Source organism: Treponema sp., from assembly GCF_051883275.1.
In the GTDB taxonomy this organism is placed as follows: domain Bacteria; phylum Spirochaetota; class Spirochaetia; order Treponematales; family Treponemataceae; genus Treponema_D.
The window spans coordinates 23674-41374 of sequence record NZ_JBJETK010000067.1; the positions used below are offsets into that span (position 1 = coordinate 23674).

Consider the following 17701-nt stretch of genomic DNA (forward strand, 5'->3'; position numbering starts at 1 on the left):
GGTCTCCTGATTTTGGTGTGTTTAAGGAATTAATTACAAGGGATTTCCCACTTTTGTATCTATCAAGGATTTTTTATTTCTAGTACTTGACTTTGGATCCCGCTCCATAATACCTAATTTTCGTGTTTCTAAATTGTTTTTTTCCCCTTCTGTTTTTGATACAGTTCCTGCCAAAGGATAATTTTTTATTTCTCCATCAACTACAGTTGCGATGATTTGACCATTAAAACGAATTTCTCCATTGATTAAACCTGTAATATCAACAGAAACTTCATTATTATTTTTCTTTTTTTTATTAAGCTTTACACTATTTTTCATGATTAAACTCCTGATAAAATTTCAAAAAATACAATGCTTACAAAGATGAAAGCAATAATTTGACAAATTAATCCTATTGAAACAACAATATATCCTATCCTCATAGAATTTATTACTTTTTTATTTTTATATATTATTGCTTCATTTATACTTAATAATTTATCATCTATTTCTTCTTTATCGATATACGATAAATATAAACTTGTTGAATCAAAGGCACTGAATAATTTAGGCATCAAAGTTATTATGCAAACCAATAAATTAAATAAGCCAATAAAGACTACTATTCCATCCAAAAATAAAAAATTCTTTAAACATTTTGCTTCTTTTAAAATTGCAATATAAGAAACTGCTGTTGCCAAAATTAACGCTTCAGTAGTTAAATAAGATGCAATTTTACTTTCAAGCCTGTCTTTTGAACCCAGCATGTCATCATACTGTTTCAATAAAAACTCTTTAAAATTAATCTTCTCTTCCAATTTCTTCTCTTCCTCCCCTCTACTCCGATAAAAAATTTTCTTCCAAATCATTTTTAATATTGTTTATTGCAAGGATGTATGCCTGTTCCAGTGTTTTTCCGCCGGTGCGACCGAAGGCTTTTGAGTATGTATAAACGCCGTTTCCTGAATCGTTTAAAATAAGAACGTCAATAGAGAGGCGGACAAATTCTCCGGCTTTATAAGATTCTTCTGTGCCTGAAATATTTATAAGAATTTTGTATTTAGAATTTTCCAGGGAATAAGAATATCCGTTTTTTTCGAGAACAGAAGCAACAGTCGTAAAAACCGGTGAATATTTTTTTTCTGAAGTGTTCATATTTATTGAAAAAGTAAGGGATTTTTTTAATTCAGTTCTCTCGCGTGCAATTTCTGAAATCATCTTTAATTCGGGTTTATATTTTATCAGGTTATCTGGAATAATCGTCGTTTCGCATTTTATGTAATTTTCTGCGATTTTTCCGAGTTCCTCTGCTTTACGGAGCGTTTCTGCGGCAAAAAAAGGTTCGCTTTCTGTTTTTGCCGAGGACTTTAATTCTCTGATAGAATTTAAAAGCCCTTCTATTCGCATGGAATAAATTTGAGCTGCTTCCGTTCTGTTTATGTACGCAAGAATTGAAAATGTATCTGTCTTTTTGTCATAATAAGATTCCGTAAACTTTACAAGAAAAAAATCTGCAGAAGACGAAATATTATTGATTTGAAAATAAGATTCAGAATCAACTGAATGTATTTCTCTGTCAGATTGAAAGTCGCCAAGTTCTTTTACAGAACGCATGACGATATCTGTTTTTACATCAAAATAAAGCGAAATATTTGCAAGGGCAGAATTTTGTGCAGATTTTTCGGAATTGCCTTTGCCAGTTGCATAAATGAATTTTTCTTCAGGGAATTCTTTTTCAGGATTTTTTAGCCAGTCTGGAATATTTTTTGCAGAAACGGAAAAAAGAAAAAAAATTGAAATATGTAAAAATAAAAGAAATTGTTTCATTATTTCTCCCATAAAAAAGTTTGCAATAAGAACTTTGAAATAAATGAAAGCCACGCCGTTTTAGCGGTCTTTATCGTTCTCTCACTCAGAAAAGCGAACCGCTAAAAATTAAAGGAAGTGCTGACTAACATTTTAATCATTTCCAGCACTTCCATGCGTTAAGTTTTCAGCAACAACTTTTATCAACTGAGAGAATAAGTCGTTATTTTAATTTGAGCTGATACGTCCCGGCTTTATAGATGCAGCAATATCATCTGCCATTGCTGCGGCTTTTTTCATGTCGTCACTGTCAGGATTTTTATTTGCAAATTCTCTGATGTAGTTTGCAGCCTGTTCCTGCCACAATGCCTGATCGCATGCGTAAATCTGAACTATAGTATATGTGTCTGTAACCTGGTTTGTTTTAGAATCAGTAACTCTTTGCAAAACCCATGTATCTGCAATTCGGCTGAATCCAGAAAATCTTGCATTTGCAGCAGTTGCAACAAGCGTTTTTTGAGTATCTTCATTTGCAGAAAGAACTCCGCTAAAGCGTGCATCAACTGCAGCATTTAAAGAGCGTGCAATAGTTACCATATAATTTGCAGCGGCAGCTTCCTGTGCCATTTTTAAATCTTTAGTAGAATCTGTATTTTTTCTTACGCGTTCTGTACTTATAAAGATGTAAAATTTTCCGTCTAATCTTTTTCTTAAATCTGCAGACAGTCCTTCAAAATCGTCTTCTGTTGCAGCGACAGCCCAGCCGGGAATTTCAGCCCCAAGACCTGCTCCTTTCCAGTCAATTGTTTCTCTTGAAACAGTTTTTTGAACAGGCACTTTTGACTGTTGCGGTGCAGCTTCTGTTTTAGAAGTCGAAGCACAGCCTGCCACAAACATAGCTAAAGATAAACCAACGATACAGTTTAATAAAACAGTTTTTTTCATAAAAATCTCCATAAAATAAAAAGTTTAAAAGTCTGGATAATATTTTATCCTTTTTTAAAATTGTAAGATAATATTTTACTAAACGCAAGCAAAAAAAAATAAAATATTACTATTATGACTATATGAGTTTTAAGGATAATGTCCGTTATCTTATGGAATGTAAAAATATTCAGATAAAAGAACTTTCAGCAAAAACAGGAATCAGCGAAAATACAATAAAATCCTATCTAAAAGAAAATTCAGCAGAACCAACCTTGACAAAAGCAGTCAAAATTGCAAAAGCACTCGATGTAAATCTTTCATTTCTGACGGATGAAAAAAAAGACAATCAGAACAGAGCACATATTACGCTTCTTTCACTAATAAAAAATTTTTCTGATACTGAAATAAATATTCTGATTGGAACTGCACAGGCAATCAAAAAAAATCGATTGAACAAACAATAAAACAAATCCGAAAGCGTTTTTCTGACGATGTAATTTCAAGGCTCCGTTCACTTGAATGGTGGAACTGGAGCGAAGAAAAAATCAGGCAGAACATTGGCGCAATTCAAAGCGGTGATATTGACGCACTGAATTAATTTTTATCCGCGCAGCTGTGTGTTCCGCAGGAATGACCCGGTTCGTGCGAATGTCCATGGTGGCTGCATTTTACATCAGGATTAAATGCAAGCTCGCCTTTTAAATAAGCCTGGACAGCGGCATCTGCATTCCCTGCGGCTCCTCCGTACAATTTTATTCCTGCATTTGTCAGCGCAGTTTTTGCACCTTCGCCGATTCCACCGCAAATTAAAATATCCGCCCCGGCTTCTTTTAAAAAACCCGCCAGTGCGCCGTGCCCCTGTCCGTTTGTTCCGACAACTTCCGCATTTGTAATTTTTCCATCTTCAACATCATAAAGCTTGAACTGTTCTGTGTGTCCAAAATGCTGAAAAATATTTTCTTTATCATAAGTCACTGCAATTCTCATAAAGCTTCCTTTTTTATTTTGATTTTTACAGCGGAAGTATAGCATTTATAAATTTATAAAACAATCGCAAAAAAGCCGGAATGTTTCCAAAGCCGTCACCAAAGTCATTTACGGTTTTTGAAAAAACATTCCGGTTTTTTTTTGTTCACTTTACTGGCGGACTACGGAAATGCGCTCGCGGATATGATTTCCGCTGGTGATTTCGTCTACCATTGCGATGGCGTAATCTGCGTAGCTTATGATGCTTTCGCCTTTTGAGTTTGGCGTAAGTTCTTCGCCTGCAAGAATATATTTTCCCGTGCGTTCAGCGTCTGCCTGAAAATCTGCCGCAGGACTGATGTATGTCCAGTTTACGTCGTTCCTCTGGCGCAGTTGTGAAAGTGCCTGTCCCTGTGTCGAAGCAAGGAGCTTGAACATTTCCGGGAAGGCAGGCGTGTCCACAAGCTGAACAGTATGCTCCGGGTTTACGTAGAGGCTTCCTGCTCCGCCGACAACAAGAAGTCGAACTTTTGTTCCTGCAAGTATATCGCACAGATGTTTAAGCGATGTCGAATGCTGCGAAATTGTGTCAGGTGTCCAGGCACCGAACGCATCTACAACTACGTCAAAGCCTGCCAAATCTTCCGAAGTCAGGTCGAAGAGATTTTTTGAAACGAACTTTGGCGCAAGAGATTTGTTTTCTCCGCGAACAAAAGCCGTAACGTCAAGACCGCGTTCTACAGCCTCTTTTACAATAAGCCTTCCGGCTTTTCCGTTTGCACATACAACAGCAATTTTCATATATACCTCCAAAATGGTATCTTGTTTTTTTTGTTGTAACTACCGGTATTACATCACTAATAAAAGAATATGTCAGTTTCGTTGTAATGTCAATAGTTACAATGAAAAAATTTATTATTTTTTTTCAGGCAGCAAAGCATAAAAACCGGAAGATAAATTATTCCGTTTTTATTTTCAATTCGCCTTCATAAAAAACGGTTCGCTTTCCTAGCATGAATTTTTTGATGGAACTTGCAGTGTAATTTTTCCAATTTTATTTGTTTGCGAAATTCAAATTTTACAGGCAGGAAGATTCAATTTATAGAAATTCCCGCATATTTTGTTTAGAATAGAAGCATGAGAAAATTTCATGTAGTTTCTACATTCGAGCCGTCAGGAGATCAGCCTCAGGCTATACAAAAACTGGCGCAGGGATTTTTCCGCGGCGACAAATACCAGACATTAAAAGGTGTCACAGGAAGCGGCAAGACATTTACCATGGCAAAAATTATAGAGGCGGTTCAGCGGCCAACTCTGATTATAAGCCACAACAAAACGCTTTCTGCCCAGCTCTACAGAGAATTCAAGACATTTTTTCCAGACAACGCCGTGGAATATTTTGTAAGCTACTACGACTATTATCAGCCGGAAGCCTATGTTCCAGCGCGCGACCTTTATATAGAAAAAGATGCTTCTATAAATAAGGAAATTGACAAGCTCAGACTGGCAGCAACCTATGCGCTTATGGAGCGGCGCGATGTAATAATCGTTGCTACAGTCAGCTGCATCTACGGTCTTGGCATGCCTGACCTGTACAAGGAAATGCGGATTCACGTTGAAAAGGGAAACGACCTTGACACTCACAAAATCGCCGGGCAGCTCATTTCAATTCAGTACGAAAGAAACGACATGATTCTTGAGCGCGGAAAATTCCGCATAAAGGGCGACACAATAGAAATTTTTCCGCCCTACATGGAAACAGACGAAGCCTACAGAATCGAGCTTGACTTCGACCAGATTTCACGCATAAAAAGATTCAATGCAGTTTCAGGCGAAACAATAGAAGACCTGGACGAGCTTCAGCTTTATCCTGCAAAGCATTTCGTTGTTCCAAAAGAGCAGATGGCAAACGTCACAGAAAAAATACAGTCGGAGCTTGAGGCGCGCCTTGAAGAACTGAGAGCCTCGGGAAAAATTCTTGAGGCAGAGCGGCTAAAAACCAGGACAACATACGACCTTGAGATGATGAAGGAAATGGGCTACTGCTCTGGAATTGAAAATTACTCCGGGCCGATTTCAGGAAGAAACCCGGGCGATCCTCCTGCAACCCTGCTTCACTATTTTCCGGACGATTTTCTGTGCATAATCGACGAAGCCCATGTTTCCGTTCCGCAGATTGGAGCAATGTACGAAGGCGACCGCGCGCGCAAACAGAACCTCATAGACTTTGGATTCAGACTCCCAAGCGCGCTGGACAACCGTCCGCTTAAAATCGACGAGTTCACAAAAAAAATGAACCAGGTGATTTTTGTCACGGCGACACCGCGCCCCGAGGAAATCAAAAAATCATCGCAGGTTGTAGAGCAGATTATCCGCCCCACAGGTCTTCTGGATCCCAAAATCGAAGTGCGCCCGAGCGAAGGACAGATGCAGGACATTTTCAGGGAAGTCAGCGCGCGCATAAAAAAAGGAGAGCGTTCCCTGATTCTTACCCTCACAAAAAAAATGGCGGAAGATTTAACCGACTATCTTTCCGAGCTGAATTTAAAAGTGAAATATATTCATTCTGAAATCGACACTTTTGAGCGCGTGGAAATTTTAAAGAGCCTGCGCACCGGCGAAACAGAAGTCCTGATTGGAATAAATCTTCTGCGCGAAGGAATCGACCTGCCTGAAGTTTCACTGATTGCAATTCTTGATGCAGACAAAATCGGATTTTTACGAAGCACCACTTCGCTGATTCAGATTATAGGACGAGCCGCCAGAAATTCCGATGGAACCGTCATCATGTATGCAGACCGAATGAGCGATGCCATGAAGGAAGCCATTAACGAAACAAACCGCAGGCGCACAATTCAGGAAGCCTACAACCAGGAGCACGGCATCGTTCCAAAGACAATCAAAAAGGCAGTGGAAGACATCCTTGAGCGGCAGAAGGCTGAAGCGGAACAGGAAGCAAACATACAGCTTGAAGCCCTTAAAAAAAGCACAAATCTTTTCTCAGCCCAGCAGCGTAAAAAACTGCTTGAGCTTATGAAAAAAGAAATGTCTGAAGCAGCTGACCGTCTGGAATATGAACAGGCGGCGGTTCTGCGAGACCAGATTATTGAAATAGAAAAAACATACGGCAAATAGCCAGCGCAGTAAAACAGCTGATTTTTTTCTGTGCATTGACACAAGTACGCTTTTTCTATATTATGTTTGAACTATTATAGGAAATTTCTAAAAATGCGAGTTTCAAGTCGATAGCTTGAAGCTTGCAGGAACCTATAGTAACGAAAATGCTTTTCCGAAAAGAGCCTTGTTTCTGAAGAACTTGCTTTCTATATTATTTTTCGGGAGCGTTTATTTAATTTCAAGGTAGGTAAGATATATGTCAAGATCATGTGATGTCTGCGGAAAACATTCTATGCACGGTAACAGAGTAAGCAAATCATACAACCATACACGCCGTCAGTGGAAGCCAAATCTTTTGAAGATTAAAACAGAAATTGATGGAACAACTAGAACAATCAAGATTTGCACACAGTGTCTCCGCTCAGGTTTTATTGTAAAAAAGATTAATGTAACTCCTGCTAATGCAGGCGCAAGCAAGTCTGAATAGTTTCAGCTTATAGAGCAGCCCCGGAAAGCTTCAGTTTTCCGGGGCTGTCCTAATAATATTTTTCCAGTCTTTCTGAAAATTCTAAATTGCCAGTATAATTCAAATTTAGAAAATTGAATTTTTAAACTTAAACTTTCCCTAAAATATTTGCTCTTTTATTGAAGAAAATCCCAAAAATTTTTATTTTCAACTTGCAACGCGGCAAACCCCGTCAAGAATTTTTTGCGCAAACCTAACATTCAAGCACAAGACCGTCGTAAGCAGGCCCGACATAAAATCCGTTTTCAGCACTTTTTTTCAAGCCGGGGAATTTCCACAGAATATCTTTCACAAATTTCTGAATCTGAACATGGCTCATATTATGCGTTATGTGCGTCAAATAAACATTGCGCGGATTCATCTTTTCAGCGGCCTCAAGAGCCTGCTCAAACGAAAAGTGCGTTGAATGTGGCTTTTCCCTCAGCCCGTCAATCACAAGGTGATCAAGAATTCCGGCATTCCGCCTGACAAGCTCAATAGAATTTTCAGGAACAAAGCTACAGTCTGTCAGATAGGCAATGCTGTGCTTTTCGCCGGACTCCTGCCGCTCACTGAACAGAAAGCCCATGTCATCAAGATGTCCGTGCTTTAGCATCACGGGAACAACTTCAACTCCGTTTATGCAGAGCGGCTGGTCAGCGGTAATTCCTTCTGCGCTCATAATGCGGATTTTAGGTTTTCCGCCGCCTTCTGTAACGGGTGTAAAAATGTAGTCAAACCTGTGGCGTATATCCTGCTCGGATTTTGTATTGGTGTATATCGCAAGGCCGCTCCCTTCAGTTTCCGTGTTGCCCGGATTGGCAGGGTCAAGCGCCTTTGTGTGGCTGAAAACCCGCAGATCGTCTATGCCGTGCAAATGATCGGCGTGGCTGTGGGTTATAAAAACTGCGCTGACATTGCGGATTTTGTATTTCAGTGCCTGAATTCTGAATTCCGGCCCCACATCCACAAGAATTCCAGCCGGCATTTCAATGTACGCGCTGCATCTCAAGCGCATATCCCTGGAATCTTCCGAGCGGCACACACGGCAGTCGCATCCGATAACAGGAATTCCGTGGCTGGTTCCTGTGCCTGTAAGAATCATTTTCATGCCGATATATTACTTCTTTGCAGGAATTTTTGAAATACCACAGAGAAAATCCCGAGGCTTTCAGACGGCGCAGACGGACTCCATTGCTGACCTCAGGTGCTTTTTTGCGCGGATTTCAGTCTGGCGCACAGCCTCAGGACTAAGCCCGATAATTCTGCTTATATCGCGCAGAGTTTTTTCATGCAGTTCATTGTCAAAATTGTACCGGTGCCACAAAACAGCCCTTTCATTCACCGCAAGCTTTTTCATAAAGGAATTCACGTAGCTTCTGGATTCTTCCCTTACAGCACTCTCTTCCGGAGATAAAGAAGTGTCGGAAATAAGCTCAGCAAGCATAGCTGAATTCTTGCAGTCTGAAACTTCGGCATCAAGCGAAATCATCGTGCACGGACACTCAAGCGCGCTGGCAATCTTTTCCTCCGAAATCCCGGAAAGAAGCGAAAGTTCCTGCACAGAAGCCTCCCTTCCCTTCCAGTGAAAAAAATCATCCTGGATTTTCCGTATGCGGCGCAAAAGCTGCTCCTTGTGCACAGGAATCGTAATAAGGGAAACTCCGCTGTTGAGAAATTTCATGATATACTGCGAAATCCATTTGTAGGCGTAGGTGGAAAATCTTGTTCCAAAAGACGGGTTGTACTTATGCGCGGCGGCCATAAGCCCCATGTTTCCTTCCTGAATCAAATCCATAACAGTAAATGAATCCGGCTTGAATTTTGCCGCAATGCTCACAACAAGCCTGAGGTTGGAATTAACAAGAAGCTGAAAAGCATCCTTATCACCCTGCCTGATACGCGCCGCAAGGGCAACTTCATCATCTGCGGAAAGAAGCGGATATTTTCTAATAGAATTCAAGTACTGCTGGGCAATGTCCAAATCCATAATAACTCCAATTAATAATAAACATTAGCAATTACTGTGCCAAAACCTGAAATTTCCCGCATAAAAAAATTATTTTTGTATAGAAGAGCGCTGAAATTCTTAATTTTCTGAATACAAATGCTCTAAATCACGGCAATACAACAAATTAAAAGAAAAAGCGGCTCAGAGAAAACAATACTTCAGTATAAAAAAACAAAAAAATTAAAAACAAAACCACAGCAACTGTATAAAAAAATGCACAGTTCTAAAAAATTCACCTGTCTAAATTTTTATACAGCAGTCCCAAACAACTGGTGAAAATGGCGACGGCAAAGTCCAAAGGAAAAGGTAAATACTATTGAAGAATATCGCGCAAATAATTAAAATGACACATCATTATTCTATTATCAGATGGAGAAAATGTATGGTTCCTACACTTATCAAAGACATCCTTGTTTCAGAGCCGGACGGAAAGAACATTACAGTATGCGGCTGGGTACGCACAGTCCGGGATTCTAAAAACCTTGTTTTCATACAGGTTAATGACGGAAGCTGCTTTGCAAATATCCAGCTTACTTTTGACCGCAATAATCCATCTGATAATGCAAATGCAGACTCTATCGAAGCCGAACTTAAAAAGCTGAACACAGGCGCTTCCGTACGCGCGGAGGGACTTCTCGTACCGTCACCGGCTTCTGGCCAGGCAGTTGAAGTAACTCTTGAAAAATTAACCTGCCTCGGAGTATGCCCGCCGGAAGAATATCCGCTGCAGAAAAATAAAATGTCAATGGAATACTTACGCGAAAACGCGCATCTTCGCGCCCGCACAAATACGTTCGGCGCAGTATACCGTATGCGAAACCAGATGGCATTTGCAGTCCATTCGTTCTTTCAGGAGCGCGGCTTTCAGTATATAAATGCGCCGGAAATCACCTGCTCTGACTGCGAGGGCGCGGGCGAAATGTTCCAGGTTACGACGCTTTCTATGGAAAAAATCGCTGAAATGGGCGTAAAAGCCGGACTCGGCGGAATGAAAATTGAGGACGCTCACAAAATCGTAGACTATTCAAAAGATTTCTTCGGAAAAAAAGCAAACCTCACAGTATCAGGTCAGCTTGAGGCGGAAACTCTTGCAACTGCGCTAAGCCGCGTCTATACGTTCGGACCTACGTTCCGCGCAGAAAATTCAAACACGCCGCGCCATCTTGCCGAATTCTGGATGATTGAGCCGGAAATGGCGTTCTTCACCCTTGAAGACGATATGGACATTCAGGAAGAATTCATTAAGTATCTTCTGAACTGGGCGCTCACAAAATGCCGCGAAGACCTTGAATTCTTCAACAAGAGAATTCAGCCAGGACTTATTGAAATGCTGGAACACGTAGTAAATTCAAAGTTCAAGCGGATTTCCTACACGGATGCAATCGCCGAACTTGAAAAACACGCAGATAAATTTGAATTCAAGCCGTACTGGGGCTGCGACATTGCAACGGAACACGAACGATACCTTACGGAACAGATTTTCAAGTGTCCGGTAATGGTCTACAACTACCCTAAGGAAATCAAGTCGTTCTATATGAAACTGAACGAAGACGGAAAAACCGTAAGGGCAGTAGACGTGCTTGTTCCTGGAATAGGCGAAATCATCGGCGGTTCAGAGCGCGAAGAAAACTACGACAAGCTGCTTGCGGCATGCAAGGAACGGAATATGGACATGTCAAACTACGAATGGTATCTTGACCTGAGACGTTTCGGTACTGTTCCGCACGCAGGATTCGGTCTGGGATTTGAGCGCCTTATCCGCTACGTAACAGGAATGGAAAATATCCGCGATGTAATTCCGTACCCGCGTGCACCAAAACTCGCAGATTTCTAGAAGGACAATCCCCGGAACTCTGAAGTTTTCTTATATGCCGGCATTTTCCGGGATTTCAGGCTCTCTGTTTTTTAAAGTGCCTCTGGGAACATGAGTTTTCAGCACTTCCTAAAAAAACGGGAGCCACTGCGAAAAACACGGGTATCCCGGCATTTGCGCGGCGAATTCAGCTTTTCAGGGCAGCGCAAGTATCATATTTCAAGTTGAAAAATTCGCAAAACCGTCTTATACTATGCAGCAGGGGGATTTAAATATGGCAGATCAAATAGACTTCAATTTGTACGGCAGAAAAATCTTCTTTTTAAATCCTGCCTATTCAATAAAAAAGGACATAATCTCCAGCCTTCGGAAAAAAGAATACGAAGTTTATATAATTGAAAATTACCGCGATGCAAAAAATTTCCTGCGGCAAAATCCCGGCTCTATTCTATTTATAAACATAGATGCCCAGCTTTCAATACCGGCATGGTTCAACTTTCTCAGAAGCTTTGACAAAGAGGAATGTCTAAAGTCAATCCAGTCATTTGTTATTTCCGAAAGAATAAAGCCCACCGAAGAGGAAGTGTTTTCTAAATTTTCAACTTTGGAAAACAGCATAATTAATTTTTCAGACGGAACAGAAAGAATTTTAAAGCGAATCACTACAATTCTTGAAGAGGCAAACGCAAAAGGCAGACGGCAGTACATCCGCGCGAACCTGATTCACGACAAGGATGCCGCCCTGTTCTGGAACCACGGAAGCAAAATGCACCTTTTGAAGCTTTTTGACCTCAGCTCAGTGGGAATGGCTGTAAAAATTCCTGCCGCGCTCGAAAATCTTATCATCGCAAAAAACTACATACTGCAAGACGTTACGCTCCGCCTGGGAACAAAGCAGATGGTGGCGGAAGCTGTTGTGTTTGCGGTGAAAAAAACGGAGCACGGAACAATGTGGGTTCTGCTTCTTACGCCAAAAACTTCAATGCCTGTAAAAGAGGAAATCAGGCAGTATGTCTTTAAAACAATCGAAAACAAAATGCTGTTTTCTATAAATGACTCTCGCAAGGACGACACAGACTACGCGCAGATGGATTACTTCAATTTTGCGGCAAAAAACAAGTCAAAGTCTAAGCCGTCTACGTTTGCAAACCAGACACCGGGACACAATTTTTCATAGGCCATTTTGCAGGCTTAAAAGCGCGGCGCAGAGAATAGAAAATTTCTGTGCTTTTTTCAACTTGGCTAAACTGAATATATAAGATATAATTGCGCCCCATGGAACGTTTAAAGATTGTTGTTTTAGACTTTGGAAGCCAGTATGCCCATCTGATTGCAAAAAGATTCCGCATGATGGGTTATTATTCAGAAATCGCCCTGCCTTCCGCGCCTCTTGAAACATTCAAAAATGCAAAAGGCATTGTGCTCAGCGGCGGGCCTTCCAGCATTTATGACGAAAATGCCCCGGAATTCAATTCTGAAATTCTCAAGCTTGACATTCCGATTCTTGGGCTATGCTACGGCCACTATGTAGTCCAGAGCGCATACAACGGAAAGGCGGAAAAAGCCGCTGTGGGCGAATTCGGGTTTGCCGAGTTCAATATAAAACCGGATGCGGTCTGTCCGCTTTTTGACGGAATCCAAAGTCCGCAGCAGGTCTGGATGAGCCATCAGGATGCCGTTGTTCAGCCCGGAGATGGTTTTGAAACAGTTGGCTCCACAAAGGACTGCGAATTCGCCGCGCTCCAGAATCTAAGCAAAAAACGTTTCAGCCTTCAGTTTCACTGCGAAGTAAAGGACACTCCATGCGGAAATAAAATTCTTGAAAACTTTGCGCTGTTCTGCGGCATGGAAAAAAACTGGGATCAGGACACAGTTTTAAGCCATATAACCGACTCCATAAAAGCCCAGGCGCAGGACAAAAACATCCTTCTCTTTTTGAGCGGAGGGGTCGACTCGACAGTGGCGTTTGCGCTCTTGAACAAGGCTGTCGGGCAGGAAAGAGTTCTCGGGCTTCACATCGACAACGGCTTTATGCGCATGAATGAAAGCAAGAAAGTTGAGCAGGCATACAAAAAGCACGGATTTTCAAATTTCATTGTCGAAGATGCCTCCGTCAGTTTTCTGAAGGCCGTGGAAAACCTGACCGATCCGCAAAAAAAGCGCATGGCAATAGGCGAAAATTTCATTTCAGTCAGAAACGAAGTTGTTTCAAAATTGAATTTGGACGAAAGCAAGTGGCTTCTGGCGCAGGGAACTTTGTACCCCGACATCATAGAAAGCGGCGGAACAAAAAATTCGAATGTCATAAAGACACACCACAACCGCGTTGACGGAATACAAAAGCTCATTGAAAAGGGGCTGATTATAGAGCCGCTCAGGGATCTTTACAAGGACGAAGTCCGCTCGATTGGAAAAAAACTGGGGCTTGAGGACGAGCTTGTAATGCGCCATCCATTTCCGGGGCCGGGACTGAGCATAAACGTGCTGTGCTCCGATGGAACAATGCAGGAAAAGGACAGCGCGGAATACCAGAAAGCGCAGAAAGAAATTTCAGAAATAACGCTTGATATGTTCTGCCCAAAATGCAGCGAAGGGCTTGTAAAATATGTTCTCCCGGTGAAATCAGTCGGTGTGCAGGGCGACTTCAGGACGTACCGTTTTCCGGCTGTAATCAGCTTTGAAAAAAATGACGGCGGATTTTACCATCTTCCAAAGAAATGGGAAAAACTGGAAGAGGCTTCAAGCAAAATCACAAACAGCGCATCCTTTATAAACAGGGCGATAATCCGGCTGTGGCAGAATCCGGCTGCGGCGGACAATGATTTGACACTACAGAAAGGCTACTGTGTAAAACAAAGGCTTGACCAGACAAGGGCGGCGGACGACATTGTTCTTACGGCCCTGCACAAAAGCGGATGGTACAGCAGGATTTTCCAGCATCTTACAATCAACCTTCCCTATGCCTCAAGCGCAGAAAGATGCAGCCTTGTACTGCGGCCACTGTGCTCCGAAGACGTGATGACCGCCAGATTCGCGCAGCTTCCGCAGGAGCTTCTGATGAAAATAACCGCCGAAATTTCGCGGCTTTCGTTCGTGGATGCAATTTTCTTTGATATCACAAACAAGCCGCCTGCAACATTCGGCTGGGAATAAGACACTTTCTGCCGCTTTTAAAAAGCAAACCGGTGACTCACAGATAAAATTTCCTGCGGCCAGGCAGTTTTTTTACGGCTCAAGGAATTCGGGCCGCCGGAAAGCGCACCAATGAGAAACAGCAAAGGAATTTTATGCTTGAACTTTCTGACTATAAAATTATTTTAGACACAATGCCGGCTTCGATTGTGATAGCGGCTCCCGAAAAGAAAAACGGAAAAACAGAAGATTTTTCGATTATCTATGCAAACGAAAGCTTCAGAAAACTTTCAAAAGACCAGACACAGGACACCCTGGCATTTTCAAGCCTTGCTGAAAAAATCAGCCAGAACATAAACTGGTTCAGAATAGCAAGCGAAGCCCTGAGCTCAAAAAAGACTGTAGAGGAAACATTTTACTCAAACCGCCTTTCAATCTGGATTCAGCTTGTGGCAAAACTCATTCCTGAAAATTTCGTTGCCTTTTCATTTACAAATGTCTCCGAGGCAAAGGAATATGAATCCGCTCTCAGCGACCAGAACAAAAAGCTTCAGGAGCTTACGGGGCAGCTGAAATCCAGCCGCATGAATTTGGACTCGCAGCTGAAAAACATACAGGAGCTGAATGAAAAACTCCTGTTCGCGGCGTACCACGATTCCCTCACCGACCTGTACAACAGAACATGGCTTTCTTCCACAATAAAAGAGCAGATAAAAATTTCAACCGAGCAGAACGAAAAATTCGGAATTCTTCTCTTTGACATAGACAACATGAAGGACATAAACGATTCCCGGGGGCACAATGCCGGAGATGAGCTTTTAAAGCAGGTCGCCACAATCCTCAAACTCATAGAGTCCAAGGCGGTTACCGCAACAAGGTTCGGCGGAGATGAATTCGTGCTGCTTTTCAGAAACATAAAGGCAAGGGAAGACGCCGTTGAAATATCAAAGAAAGCCCTGCGCTTTTTAAATGCGGAGGGAATAGGAGTTTCCGGGGGAATAGCGATTTTTCCCGACGACACAAAGAAGTCCGAGGATCTGCTGAAATTCGCCGACATGGCAAAAATCGAAGCGAAGAAAAACGGCAAGAACAATGTGGCGTGCTTCCATTCAATAATGCAGGAAAAATTCCTGAGCAAGCTGAACATTGAAACAAAAATGTCAAAGGCAATGGCAAGCAGAAATTTCCAGCTTTACTATCAGCCGCAGTTCGACTCAACAACAAAGGAGCTGCGCGGATTCGAGGCCCTTTTGCGCTGGTATGACAACGATTTGGGCTGGATAAGCCCGGAGCAGTTTATTCCGCTCGCAGAGGAAACGCACCTTGTTGTTCCGCTCGGCGACTGGGCAATGACAACCGCGCTTGCGACAATAAAAGAATGGGAAATGAAATTCGACTTCAGCGGCATAATGTCCGTGAATGTTTCGCCGGTGCAGTTCATGCAGGAAGATTTTCTTGAAAAGCTCATCAGGAAAATTGAAAAGTCAGGAATCAACAAAAGCCACCTTGAGATTGAAATCACGGAGGGCGTTCTCATAGACAACGTGGACGACATTGTGGGCAAGCTGAAGAAAATACGCGACTACGGAATAGGCATTTCGCTTGACGACTTCGGAACAGGATATTCGTCCCTGCGCTATCTGCAAATTCTGCCGCTTACAACTCTTAAAATCGACAAGTCCTTTGTTTCAAATATCGCGGCGAAAAACGGCTTTGAGGCGAACCTCACAGAAAGCATTATCTCGCTTGTTTCCAAGATGGGGCTGAACACCATCGCGGAAGGCGTTGAAAGCGAAGAGCAGCTCCGCATAGTCCAGAAATTCAACTGCCGCACGATACAGGGGTTCCTGCTCGGAAAGCCAATGCCAAAGGAGCAGTGCGAAAGGCTGCTTATTGAAAACCTGCGCGCCTGAAGCGGCCTGCACAGTTCAGCGGGGCAAAGATTATGCGCATAGAGCATGCCGCAATGTATGTAAACGACCTGGAAAAGGCAAAGGAATTTTTTGTCAAATACTTTGAGGCGAAACCGGATGAAGGCTACCACAACAGGAAAACGGATTTCCGCTCTTATTTTCTGAGCTTTGACGGCGGCGCACGGCTTGAACTCATGAACAAGCCGCAGATGCAGGATGACAAAAAAAATGCAAGCCGCACGGGGTATATTCACATTGCATTCAGCCTTGGAAGCAAAAGGGCTGTTGATGAGCTGACGGAAAAAATGAGGAAAGATGGATATAATGTTGCCAGCGGCCCGAGGACAACAGGCGACGGCTACTATGAAAGCTGCATTGTTGGAATTGAAGGAAACCTGATTGAAATAACAGAATAGCACCACTGTATACAGGACATAGATTCCGAAACAAGTTCGGAATGACATTCCCCTCCGTCATGCCGTGCACAATACCCACATCATGCCATGCAAGTACCCACGTCATGCTGAACTCGTTTCAGCATCTGTGCTGGGACAGGGTATAGATTCCGAAACAAGTTCGGAATGACGGTATAGGGTAAGTTCGGGATGACATTGTAGGGTAAATTTGGCATGACAGTGTAAAACCTAGAATGACAGTCCCCTAAACCACCGCCATACCGTACAAGTGCCCCGTCATGCCGCATACAGTGCCCACGTCATGCTGAACTCGTTTCAGCATCCGTGCTGGGACAGGGCATAGATTCCGAAACAAGTTCGGAATGACGGTATAAGGTAAATTCGGAATGACATTGTAGTGTAAATTTGGCATGACAGTGTAAATTCAGGATGACGGTGTAGGGCAAATTTGGAATGGTGCTGGTTTTTAGGAAATGCTGTCAGGAATATTTATATTTGCAAAACCAAAAAGCTATGGTAAAATCGGAGTATGTTTATGGAAAAAGAGATATTGTTTTGTTCTGATATTCTGAATGTCGGAATTCTGACGGGGGGGGGAATGGCTCTCCTGTAAATTCAAAAGAAAGCACATTTTTTATTCACATACATAAAAAGGGCGCACTCCTGCGGTTTTAGGAACTGCAAGGGTGCGTCCTTTTTGCGTTTAAACGAATTTTTGAAGTGCTCGGCAACGTGCCGAAGGTCGCCCAACGCAAAAGGAGTGTTCGGCGGTCTGCCGAAGGCTCCCCAGTGGAAAAGGAAGGCTCGGCGGCGTGCCGAAGGCTCCCCAGCGAAAAAGGAAGGCTCGGCGGCGTGCCGAAGGCTCCCCAGCGAAAAAGGAAGGTTCGGCGGTCTGCCGAAAGCTCCCCAACGAAAAAGGAGCGTTCGGCGGCGTGCCGAGGGGTGGATGTGCGGTATAGCATAGATGCTGAAACGAGTTCAGCATGACGTGGGCACAGTGTGCGGCATGACTTATGGGGCTGTCATGCTGGGTTTTACACTGTCATTCCGATTTGCACTATACTGTCATTCCGAACTCCTATGATATTTGTCAATACCATGAAGTTCCTGATTCCA

The 17701-nt window shown here is 42.6% G+C and carries 16 protein-coding genes; 8 read left to right on the forward strand and 8 right to left on the reverse strand.

What is annotated here, in order from left to right; genetic code table 11:
* Positions 1 to 33: 33 nt before the first annotated feature.
* From ACI4L0_RS10275 to ACI4L0_RS10290, 4 genes are all read right to left on the reverse strand, one after another.
* Positions 34 to 318, reverse strand: coding sequence for a hypothetical protein (locus ACI4L0_RS10275; protein WP_439800080.1), 285 nt, complete (start codon positions 316 to 318; stop codon positions 34 to 36).
* A 2-nt stretch (positions 319 to 320) separates the two neighbouring features.
* Entirely contained in the window at positions 321 to 797 is a 477-nt protein-coding gene (locus tag ACI4L0_RS10280; protein ID WP_439800081.1) for a hypothetical protein, read from the reverse strand.
* A 19-nt stretch (positions 798 to 816) separates the two neighbouring features.
* Positions 817 to 1806 carry a hypothetical protein gene (locus ACI4L0_RS10285; RefSeq protein WP_439800082.1) on the reverse strand — a complete coding sequence of 330 codons (990 nt, stop codon included), beginning with the start codon at positions 1804 to 1806 and terminating at the stop codon, positions 817 to 819.
* Between the two features lie 207 nt (positions 1807 to 2013).
* Positions 2014 to 2730 carry a hypothetical protein gene (locus tag ACI4L0_RS10290; RefSeq protein WP_439800083.1) on the reverse strand — a complete coding sequence of 239 codons (717 nt, stop codon included), beginning with the start codon at positions 2728 to 2730 and terminating at the stop codon, positions 2014 to 2016.
* Positions 2731 to 2852: 122 nt separating this feature from the next.
* Between ACI4L0_RS10290 and ACI4L0_RS10295 the strand changes: the two genes are divergently transcribed.
* Positions 2853 to 3176 carry a helix-turn-helix domain-containing protein gene (locus tag ACI4L0_RS10295; RefSeq protein ID WP_439800084.1) on the forward strand — a complete coding sequence of 108 codons (324 nt, stop codon included), beginning with the start codon at positions 2853 to 2855 and terminating at the stop codon, positions 3174 to 3176.
* 130 nt (positions 3177 to 3306) lie between these two features.
* Here the strand turns inward: ACI4L0_RS10295 and ACI4L0_RS10300 are convergent, their stop codons facing one another.
* Both ACI4L0_RS10300 and ACI4L0_RS10305 read right to left on the reverse strand, forming a co-directional pair.
* Positions 3307 to 3699, reverse strand: coding sequence for a NifB/NifX family molybdenum-iron cluster-binding protein (locus tag ACI4L0_RS10300; protein ID WP_439800085.1), 393 nt, complete (start codon positions 3697 to 3699; stop codon positions 3307 to 3309).
* Positions 3700 to 3849: 150 nt separating this feature from the next.
* Complete coding sequence (locus tag ACI4L0_RS10305) at positions 3850 to 4479, reverse strand: NAD(P)-dependent oxidoreductase (RefSeq protein ID WP_439800086.1); 630 nt, start codon at positions 4477 to 4479, stop codon at positions 3850 to 3852.
* Positions 4480 to 4815: 336 nt separating this feature from the next.
* Between ACI4L0_RS10305 and uvrB the strand changes: the two genes are divergently transcribed.
* Both uvrB and rpmB read left to right on the forward strand, forming a co-directional pair.
* On the forward strand, positions 4816 to 6813 hold the full coding sequence (gene uvrB / locus ACI4L0_RS10310) for an excinuclease ABC subunit UvrB (protein ID WP_439800087.1): 1998 nt from the start codon (positions 4816 to 4818) through the stop codon (positions 6811 to 6813).
* Between the two features lie 238 nt (positions 6814 to 7051).
* Entirely contained in the window at positions 7052 to 7282 is a 231-nt protein-coding gene (rpmB, locus tag ACI4L0_RS10315) for a 50S ribosomal protein L28 (protein WP_439800088.1), read from the forward strand.
* Positions 7283 to 7514: 232 nt separating this feature from the next.
* Here rpmB and ACI4L0_RS10320 read toward each other — a convergent pair whose 3' ends face one another.
* Positions 7515 to 8411: an MBL fold metallo-hydrolase gene (locus ACI4L0_RS10320; protein ID WP_439800089.1), complete on the reverse strand. Its 897-nt coding sequence runs from the start codon at positions 8409 to 8411 to the stop codon at positions 7515 to 7517.
* A gap of 60 nt (positions 8412 to 8471) precedes the next feature.
* Positions 8472 to 9290 (reverse strand): sigma-70 family RNA polymerase sigma factor, encoded by an 819-nt coding sequence (locus ACI4L0_RS10325; RefSeq protein WP_439800090.1) that lies wholly within the window; start codon positions 9288 to 9290, stop codon positions 8472 to 8474.
* A 403-nt stretch (positions 9291 to 9693) separates the two neighbouring features.
* On the opposite strand from ACI4L0_RS10325, the gene asnS reads away from it, so the two are divergent.
* From asnS to ACI4L0_RS10350, 5 genes are all read left to right on the forward strand, one after another.
* Positions 9694 to 11145, forward strand: coding sequence for an asparagine--tRNA ligase (gene asnS / locus ACI4L0_RS10330; protein ID WP_439800091.1), 1452 nt, complete (start codon positions 9694 to 9696; stop codon positions 11143 to 11145).
* Between the two features lie 253 nt (positions 11146 to 11398).
* On the forward strand, positions 11399 to 12301 hold the full coding sequence (locus ACI4L0_RS10335; RefSeq protein ID WP_439800092.1) for a hypothetical protein: 903 nt from the start codon (positions 11399 to 11401) through the stop codon (positions 12299 to 12301).
* Positions 12302 to 12399: 98 nt separating this feature from the next.
* Complete coding sequence (gene guaA, locus ACI4L0_RS10340) at positions 12400 to 14277, forward strand: glutamine-hydrolyzing GMP synthase (RefSeq protein ID WP_439800093.1); 1878 nt, start codon at positions 12400 to 12402, stop codon at positions 14275 to 14277.
* 134 nt (positions 14278 to 14411) lie between these two features.
* Positions 14412 to 16169, forward strand: coding sequence for a putative bifunctional diguanylate cyclase/phosphodiesterase (locus ACI4L0_RS10345; RefSeq protein WP_439800094.1), 1758 nt, complete (start codon positions 14412 to 14414; stop codon positions 16167 to 16169).
* A gap of 32 nt (positions 16170 to 16201) precedes the next feature.
* Complete coding sequence (locus ACI4L0_RS10350; protein WP_439800095.1) at positions 16202 to 16585, forward strand: VOC family protein; 384 nt, start codon at positions 16202 to 16204, stop codon at positions 16583 to 16585.
* The last annotated feature ends 1116 nt before the right edge of the window (positions 16586 to 17701 follow it).